Raw genomic sequence first — 7,789 nt, 5'->3', positions numbered from 1 at the left:
GGCGAAATAGACTTCCAGTTCGCGGCCGTTGACGGTGACCTTGCCGGCGCCGGGCTTGATCCAGACGCGGGCGACGGCGTTCTTGCGCTTGCCGGTGGCGTAGGCGCGGCCGTATTTGTCGAGCTTCTGCACATGGACGGGCGCCAGAACCGCCGGTTCGGCGGTCGCGCTCTTGAGGTCCTGCAGGGAAGAAATGGTCTCGGCCATGATCAATCGTTCCTGGCGTTCTTGGGGTTCAGGGCGGCGACGTCGAGAACCGTCGGGTTCTGAGCCACATGCGGATGTTCGGCGCCCTTGTAGACGCGCAGGTTGGACAATTGCTTCACGCCGAGCGGTCCGCGCGGCAGCATGCGCTGCACCGCCTTCTCGACGACGCGCTCCGGAAAGCGGCCTTCGAGGATGAACTTGGCCGTGCGCTCCTTGATGCCGCCGGGATAGCCGGTGTGGTGGTAATAGACCTTCTGCTCGCGCTTGCGGCCGGTCAGAACCACCTTGTCGGCGTTGACGACGATGATGTTGTCGCCATCGTCCATATGGGGCGTGAAGGTCGCCTTGTGCTTTCCGCGCAGCCGCAGCGCGATGATCGAGGCGAGACGGCCGACGACGAGGCCTTTCGCGTCGATCAGCACCCATTTCTTCTCGATTTCGGCGGCTTTGGCCGAATAGGTCTTGCCGTACATGGTCTCTTTTCCAAAATGGCGCCGGTAGCGCGGTCTCTCGTCTTTGCTGCGCCGCGCGCGATTAACGCAGGCGCCGGGCGGGATGGCGGCTTCTACGGGCGCGAGCCAGAATTGTCAAGGCGATGTCGCGCCGAAAGAACCGCAAAACAAGGCGTTTCGCGTTTATGGTGTCATGATACCGTTTTACCGCGCGCCGGGATGGAATAGGTCCCGACGGCATGAGCTACGGGTTGGCCGACAGCTTGGGCGAACGACTCCCGCGCGCCCGACGAAAACAGCGTCGCCTCGACCACCGCCAGCCTCTTGCCAAGCTTGAGCAGACGGCACTGGACGATGAAATCGCCCTGCGGCGGCTTGCGCAGGAAATTGATATTCAGATTGGTCGTCACCGCCAGCGCTTCGCGGCCGATATGGGCGAGGATGACGACAAAGAGCCGGACGTCGGCGAGGGTGAACATGGCCGGGCCGGATATGGCGCCGCCGGGCCGCAAGTGCCGTTCATGCGCCACCAGCCGAAGTTACGCCGTCATCGGCCCAACGCCCCCGATGACGATCGAGCGCCCGCCATGATGCAATTGCGGAAACACTTCTTCGATGAAGCCCTCGATCTCGGCGACCGTCATCACGGGTTCGGGAAGGCTGGATTTCGCCATCATGAGTGCGCACTTTCCCTGTCGCAAGAGCAGCGAAGAGTCCCTCGCGGGCCCGTCCGGTCCGCCCGCCGGTCGAAAATCATTCGGCGGCGGCTTCCGTTGGCGGGACGTGCAATCCGCGCTCGAACTGCGTCCGGTGCAGCAGGGCGTAGACGCCGTTTTTCGCCAGCAATTCGTCCTGGCGCCCGGATTCGACCACCCGGCCGGATTCGATGACGCAGATCCGTTCGGCATTGGCCACGGTCGAGAGGCGATGGGCGATGACCAGCGTGGTGCGCCCGGCGCACAGCGTCTTCAGCGCCTCCTGGACGGCGCGCTCGGATTCGGTGTCGAGCGCCGAGGTCGCCTCGTCGAGCAGGATCAGCGGCGCGTCCTTAAGGAAGGCGCGAGCGATGGAAATGCGCTGGCGCTGGCCGCCGGAAAGCTGCATCCCCTGCTCGCCGACCGGCGAATCATAGCCCTTCTCGAAACCGATGATGAAGTCATGCGCATAGGCGGCCCTCGCGGCAGCCATGATGTCCTCGTCGCTCGCGCCCGGCTTGCCGAAGGCGATATTCTCGCGGATCGAGCCTTTGAACAGGAACGTATCCTGCCCGACATAGGCGATCTGCCGGCGCAGCGAACGACGCGAAAAGGCCCCGATATCCTGCCCGTCGATAAGGATTTTGCCGCCGGTCGGCTCGTAAAAGCGCAAAATCATGCTCATCGTGGTGGTCTTGCCGCCACCGGACCGTCCGACCAGAGCCGTGGTCTGGCCCGCCTCGGCCACGAAACTCAAGCTGTCGAGCACCATTTCACCGGGCCGGTAGAAGAAATCGACCTCGGCGAATTCCACCCGGCCCCGGGTGATGTGCAGTTCCGGCTCGTCGCCGAGCTCCAACTCGGGCGTCGGCTGGTCGAGAAAATCATAGAGCATGGAGACGCCCAGCAGCGACGAGGTCAGGTCGACATGCAGGCGGGCGACGCGCTTGGCGGGCTCGGTCGCCAGCAAGAGAGCGGTGATGAAGGCGAAGAAATTGCCGGGCTGCTGGCCGCCGTTGATGACGCGATAGCCGCCATAGACCACGACCAAAGCGATGGCGAAACCGGCCAGCGTCTCCATCAGCGGGCTCGATCGCGACTGGATGCGCGAGAGTTTGTTGGCGGCGCTCTCAAAGCTCTCGATGGCCTTGACCTGCCGGGCGCGCATGAAAGGCTCCAGCGTGAAGGCCTTGACCACGCGAATGCCCTGCGCAGATTCCTGCAAGGATTCGAGAATGGCGGCAAAGCCGTAAAACTCGGTCATCATCACTTTTTTCGAGCGATTGCCGAGCTTGCGAACGCCGACAATGGCTACGGGCATGATCAGCATGGCGAGCGAGGCCAGAAACGGGTCCTGCATGAACATGGCGAAGCCGAGGCCGACCGTCGTGAGTATGTCGCGTCCGAGCGCGGTGACGAGCATGTTGAGCGCGCCGCTCGCCGCCTGGGCGATAAAGGCCTGACGGGCGATGAATTCGGTGGAATGGCGGGCGTTGTAAAAACTGATGTCCATCGACAGCATCTTGTCGAAGATGCGGGTCTGGATGTCGGCGATGATGTTGTTGGCGATGCGAGACAGCACGACCTGTTGACCATAGGTGGCGAGGCCCTTGGCGACATAGATGGCCATGATCGCGCCGCCGATCGCCCACATCGCCGCTATGCTGCGATCGACAAAGATGCGGTCGATGATATATTTCATCACCCAGGCGGAGGCCGTGGTCGTCCCCGCGATCACCGCCATGAAGGCGAAGGCGATCATATAGCCCTTGGCGTGTTTGCGGCCCTGGTCGCGCAACAACCGCTCGATCAAATGCAATTGGCCGGCGGAGAACAGTTTTGTGCGCAGTCTTTTGGCCAAGGCAGAAAACAAGGGCAAGTCTTTCAGCGATCGACGCATTTGCGGGATGATGGCGCCCGATGCGACCGCATGGAACGCGTCGCAACCGAACCGTCCGCAAGGCCCTGGCTCAGACACACGTCCGCCACTGCGGCGCTGCATCGGTCGTCCGCCCTTCTTCTGTGGAAGAGAACGCCCGTTCTGTCAATCCGCCGGGGCGGCCACGCGGTCAATGCCCGTGCCACAGCGCGATCTGCAAAAGCGAAATGCCGAGTTCCGCCAGAATCAGCAGCACGATCGTCATTTCCATTCGCGTCGAGCGGTCGGCGTCGATGATATCGGTAAGCGCCCGCACCGTTTCGACGATGACGTCGAGCTTGCGCTGCAGGGTCTGGGCGCGCTCCTTGAGCTCATATTCGTCTTCGAGGCGGGCGTAAAGGCGCTCCAGATCGGGACGGTCCCAGAGCACGTCAGGCTTGTCGTCGACGGCGACGCGGCCCGAGACTCGATGCTGCACGCGCAGCGCATAGCCGATCAGCCGCAGCATTTCGCGCCGGTCGCGCATCGGCCGGCCCTCCTCGGCAAGCGTATTGGCCAAAGGCTCGACCTTGTCGAACACGCCATTGACCTCGCGTTCGTCGCGCCCGAGCGCCACGCTTTTCGCCAGAGCGTCGGAAAACACCAGAAAATGCGCGTCGGAAAGTTCCTTGATCGCGATCAGCCCGCCGGGGGTGACGCGGTCCTCGCCGTCGCCGCCGACGACGAGAATGGCGATCTCATCTTCCTTGCGCAGGCGCGCGCCGACGATGCGGTCGCTGAGTTTGGCGAGGACGTCCTCCTCCTCGAGCGGCGACAGGCCGACCATGACGGCGACGCCATAGCGGTAGAGCGCCACGCGCCCGCCCTGCCCGACATGAAAGGCCAGCGGCGCTGCCGATATCGCGTCCGCCCGCTCCAGCCCTGCGATATCGATCCGGTCGCCAAGCAGCAAAGCGCGCGCGGTGACCCGCAAAGCCGAGGACGGAGTAGGCGCTTCGTTCATTTCGGCTTTCTAGTGCGTTTTCAAGCGAAACGGAACCCGGTTCGCATGAAGAAAACGCGCAAAAACAGGAAACTGGAGCCCCGATCGGATTCCATCGGATCGCAAAAGACTCTAGCCCAAAAGTGCGACAGGAGCACTGCTTCTCGGGCGCTATGGAGCGGAGGCATTCGGTTTATGGTCGAATGGCGCGCTCATCGCCAATTCAAACATGGCGCGCGAACCAAGGCGCAATTCGTTTCCCGTCCCCACGATCCCGGTTCATGACCGGCGAACATGTGAGATGGAATTTTTTTACAACAGTACCTTATTGCCATAAATTTATGCGTCCGCGTAACGCGATTTCGTAACGAAATATCTTCAACCCCGCAGAATGCAAGCCCTATTTCGGCCTCTGCGGCCAAGATACATGTTGATCGAATTTCGCTCTGACATTAGCCTGCGCCGGTCGCCTTGGAGCCTCGGCGTTCGGAGTGGACAGCGAATGCAATATGAATTATGCAATTATATCAGTGCGCAACAGGCTTAAAGTGAGTAGAGTTTACTTGGTTGCTCGGAGGTTAAATCGTCGTTTTTGTTTCAGACCAAACCCCGCCTGACGATGATCAGGCAAGGCGGGGAACAAAACCGGCGTTCGCTCCCTCCGATTGATCTTTACTCGCGCCAGTTAGTCTCCAGAGCCGTGGCGAACCCTCCATGGCTTTCTGAAATTTGAGGGAAGTGATTATGAGTCAGAATCCGCGCGGGCTCGATACAGCGCATTCGGGCTGGGCCTCAGGCCTCGATCAAGCGACCTATCCGACCAAGCAGCCTGAAACTTTCCTCGATCGCTACGCCGGAGGGTTCGTGGCGCTGAGCGCCGCGCTGCTTTGCGTTCCGTTCATGCGCGCCTTCCTGGGCCAAACGGACGAGGGCATCTGGCTGCATGCGGCCATGCGCATGAACAGCGGCCAGGTCTTGTACCGCGACTTTTTCGAATTCCATCCGCCCCTCGGATTTCTGATCGTGTCCGGCTGGACCGCCGTGTTCGGCCCATCGCTGCTTGCCGCGCGCATCCTGCATATGCTGGTCATCGCCGCGACGGCGTGGCTCGCTTACGCCTGCTGCCGGATCCTGTCCGGTCGGCCTGTATTGTCGGCGTGTCTGGCGCTCACCTGGGTTGCGTCCTCCCAAGGGATATGGACCTTGGTGAACCATCATTGGTTCACCAGTTTTTTTTCCCTGCTGTCGCTTTGGGCGATCATGACGGCCGAGGCGAAGCCGGCGCGGCTGGCCTTGGCGGGGCTGGCGGCCAGCGCGGCGATGCTGGTGACGACGCACAGGGGCGCGCTTGTCGTCGTGGCGGGTTTCGTGTCGCTGCTTCCGGGCAGGTCGGTCAAGGCGTTGGCGCTCTATGCGGCGGGCGGCGCGTCTCTCCTTTTCGCCGTTCTCGGCTTCCTCTGGCTGCAGGGAAGCCTGCGGCCGGCGTTCGATGAAGTCATTGTCTGGGCGTCGCAAAGTTATTCGCAAATTCAGAATTTGCCTTACGGCGCGTTCCCGGACCGTCAAACCTGGTTTCCGATCGTCGCGTTTCCCCTGATCGCCTTGCTGATGGGCGTCGCCCTCTACCGCGAGGGATTCGCCTTGTTGCGCCGGCCCCATTGGGGCGCCGCCGTGCTGTTCGCCCTCGCCGGATTTCTCGGATGTTTCCCGCGGCCCATGTCCTTCAAGATCGCCTGGTGCGTCGTGCTCGCCCTGCCCTTGCTCAGCGGACTCGTGGCCGTTCTGCTGAAGGACGGGCTCTGGAGCCGGCTGGCGGTTGGCGCCCTCGCCCTCGCCGCGGTCGCGTGGCCGCTCAAGCAACTGGTCAATATCGCCGGCCAGGCGGCCCGCGCTCAGACCGTCGAAACGCACGCGGGGCGCGTAGCGATGCTCCAGCAAAACGGATTGCCGGAGCTCATCCGGCGGCTGGAAGCGCTCCCGCCCCATGACAGTGTATTCGTCTATCCCTACGATCCGCTGCTTCCGGTCTGGACCGGACGCTCTCACCCTGCGAGCTACGATATCCTCATTCCGCAATATTCCACGCCATCGCAATATGATCAGACCTGCCGGGAAGTCATGTCGAGGGCGCAATGGGTGGTGTTCAACCCCAGCATCAACTCCCGGGAATTTTATCACATGATTTATCCGGCGATGACCGATTCATCGCCCCCGGAAAAGGCCGCGTTCGAGGCCGCCCTTTACAAGGGCTTCGACCTCGAGGGGAATTATGGCGTTTTCCAGTTGCTCCGCCGCGGCAAGGCCGACGTCAGCCTGTGCGAACCGTCCAGGCCGGCGCGATAAGGCGGTCGCCGACCGCGATGTCTTAAATCTGTCGATGGCCGGCGTTGAACGCGGTTCGGCTTGGCCATTCCGGCGATTCATCGCCATCGGGGCTGGCGCAAGGAGTCATCGTCATTCCGAAGTCCGGCGGAACGCCAGAACCGCGGCGGGTGAAAATGAATTTTACGGGGTGAAAACGCCTTTGGGCCCGAAAAATTTGTTCTTGTTTTGTTTCACGTGAAACGAGACCTGTGCGGGGCGGCGCCGGCAAGGGCGCGTCGCGCGTCGCCACTTTTGTTGTAACTTATTGTTTTGGCATTATTAACCGTCGTTGCAAGGGCCGGCGAAGCGAGCGTTCTCCCCCCTGTCAGGTTCGATGCGGAAACCCGATCGAGGCCGGCAGATCTAATGCTACTTTAAGTTGAAACATATGAAAATTGATGATTTTTGAACGAAAATGACCTGTTTTTTTTGAAAATCGCGCGTTTTGTCACGGTTTTGCACGCCATTCTGCAATCTGGGATTGTAATTACCAAAAAAATCGGCGCCCTCAGCCAAAAACTGGCCGAAGCCGATCGCTGCAATTGGCCGCCGCCGCCCTTCCCCCTCAATCAGCGCGGACAATGCCTGGCCTTTTCGACGGATTGGATGGTGGCGACGTTGGCACGTTCAAACTTGTTGAGCCGAACCTCGTTCACGTTCTCGAACCGGCAGTCGGCATTGCCGAAGGTTTGAATGGCGCGCGGCGTCGCGAAACAATAACCGCGCTGCTTGAAGATGGCGCCGCGCATCATGTAGAGAAAGTCGCAATTTGGCCCGTCCATGAGGTCGCTGGCCCGAAAAAAATTGCGATCCGAACACCCGAAGACGTCATAGCAATCGGCGTGAACGCCGGTCGAAAGCGCCAGGAAAATCAATGCGAAAAGCGAAATGCTCGGAAAAGTTTTTGTCACAAAGGACCCCTTGCTTTCGCCCTGTCGAGCCGCGCATCGTTGCAAAATCATTATTGAGTCTCCCGCTGCTTCGCATCCTTTTTCTGGATGATGGGGCGCAATTCGTTTCCTTTCCCGAATTCCGGGACGGAAGTGGGGTTACGGTGACACTTTACCAAATCCCCAATTGCGGCGAGTCGCCTCTAACACCCCCCGGAACTAGGGGACAGGAAACGAATTGCGCCCCGGTCTCCCGTTGCCGCATCTAAACGGCCGTGATCGCGCAATTCGATCCAGTCCCCGAGTTCCTACCGCTCTGG

The 7,789-nt window shown here is 61.0% G+C and carries 7 protein-coding genes and 1 pseudogene; 2 read left to right on the top strand and 6 right to left on the bottom strand.

The window, feature by feature from the left end; all coding sequences use genetic code 11:
- From rpsI to QZY01_RS07295, 5 genes and pseudogenes are all read right to left on the bottom strand, one after another.
- Positions 1–207: 30S ribosomal protein S9 (gene rpsI / locus QZY01_RS07315; RefSeq protein ID WP_294535260.1), on the bottom strand; the 207-nt coding region annotated here is incomplete at its 3' end.
- 2 nt (positions 208–209) lie between these two features.
- A complete protein-coding gene (gene rplM, locus QZY01_RS07310) occupies positions 210–680 on the bottom strand; it encodes a 50S ribosomal protein L13 (RefSeq protein WP_294535258.1) in 471 nt (156 codons plus the stop codon).
- A gap of 170 nt (positions 681–850) precedes the next feature.
- Positions 851–1,336 (bottom strand): annotated as a pseudogene (locus QZY01_RS07305) (PaaI family thioesterase).
- Positions 1,337–1,412: 76 nt separating this feature from the next.
- Complete coding sequence (locus QZY01_RS07300; RefSeq protein ID WP_294535256.1) at positions 1,413–3,227, bottom strand: ABC transporter ATP-binding protein; 1,815 nt, start codon at positions 3,225–3,227, stop codon at positions 1,413–1,415.
- Between the two features lie 196 nt (positions 3,228–3,423).
- Positions 3,424–4,236 (bottom strand): RMD1 family protein, encoded by an 813-nt coding sequence (locus QZY01_RS07295; RefSeq protein ID WP_294535253.1) that lies wholly within the window; start codon positions 4,234–4,236, stop codon positions 3,424–3,426.
- A 723-nt stretch (positions 4,237–4,959) separates the two neighbouring features.
- Here QZY01_RS07295 and QZY01_RS07290 point away from each other — a divergent pair.
- Entirely contained in the window at positions 4,960–6,558 is a 1,599-nt protein-coding gene (locus QZY01_RS07290; RefSeq protein ID WP_294535251.1) for a glycosyltransferase family 39 protein, read from the top strand.
- Between the two features lie 390 nt (positions 6,559–6,948).
- Here QZY01_RS07290 and QZY01_RS07285 read toward each other — a convergent pair whose 3' ends face one another.
- Positions 6,949–7,161 carry a hypothetical protein gene (locus QZY01_RS07285; RefSeq protein WP_294535249.1) on the bottom strand — a complete coding sequence of 71 codons (213 nt, stop codon included), beginning with the start codon at positions 7,159–7,161 and terminating at the stop codon, positions 6,949–6,951.
- Here QZY01_RS07285 and QZY01_RS07280 point away from each other — a divergent pair.
- A complete protein-coding gene (locus QZY01_RS07280) occupies positions 7,161–7,547 on the top strand; it encodes a hypothetical protein (RefSeq protein ID WP_294535246.1) in 387 nt (128 codons plus the stop codon). The genes QZY01_RS07285 and QZY01_RS07280 overlap by 1 nt on opposite strands.
- The last annotated feature ends 242 nt before the right edge of the window (positions 7,548–7,789 follow it).

The sequence above is a fragment of the uncultured Rhodoblastus sp. genome, from assembly GCF_903903185.1.
In the GTDB taxonomy this organism is placed as follows: domain Bacteria; phylum Pseudomonadota; class Alphaproteobacteria; order Rhizobiales; family Beijerinckiaceae; genus Rhodoblastus.
The sequence above is the reverse complement of the archived record's forward strand: the minus strand, read 5'-3'. Positions and strand labels throughout refer to the sequence as shown.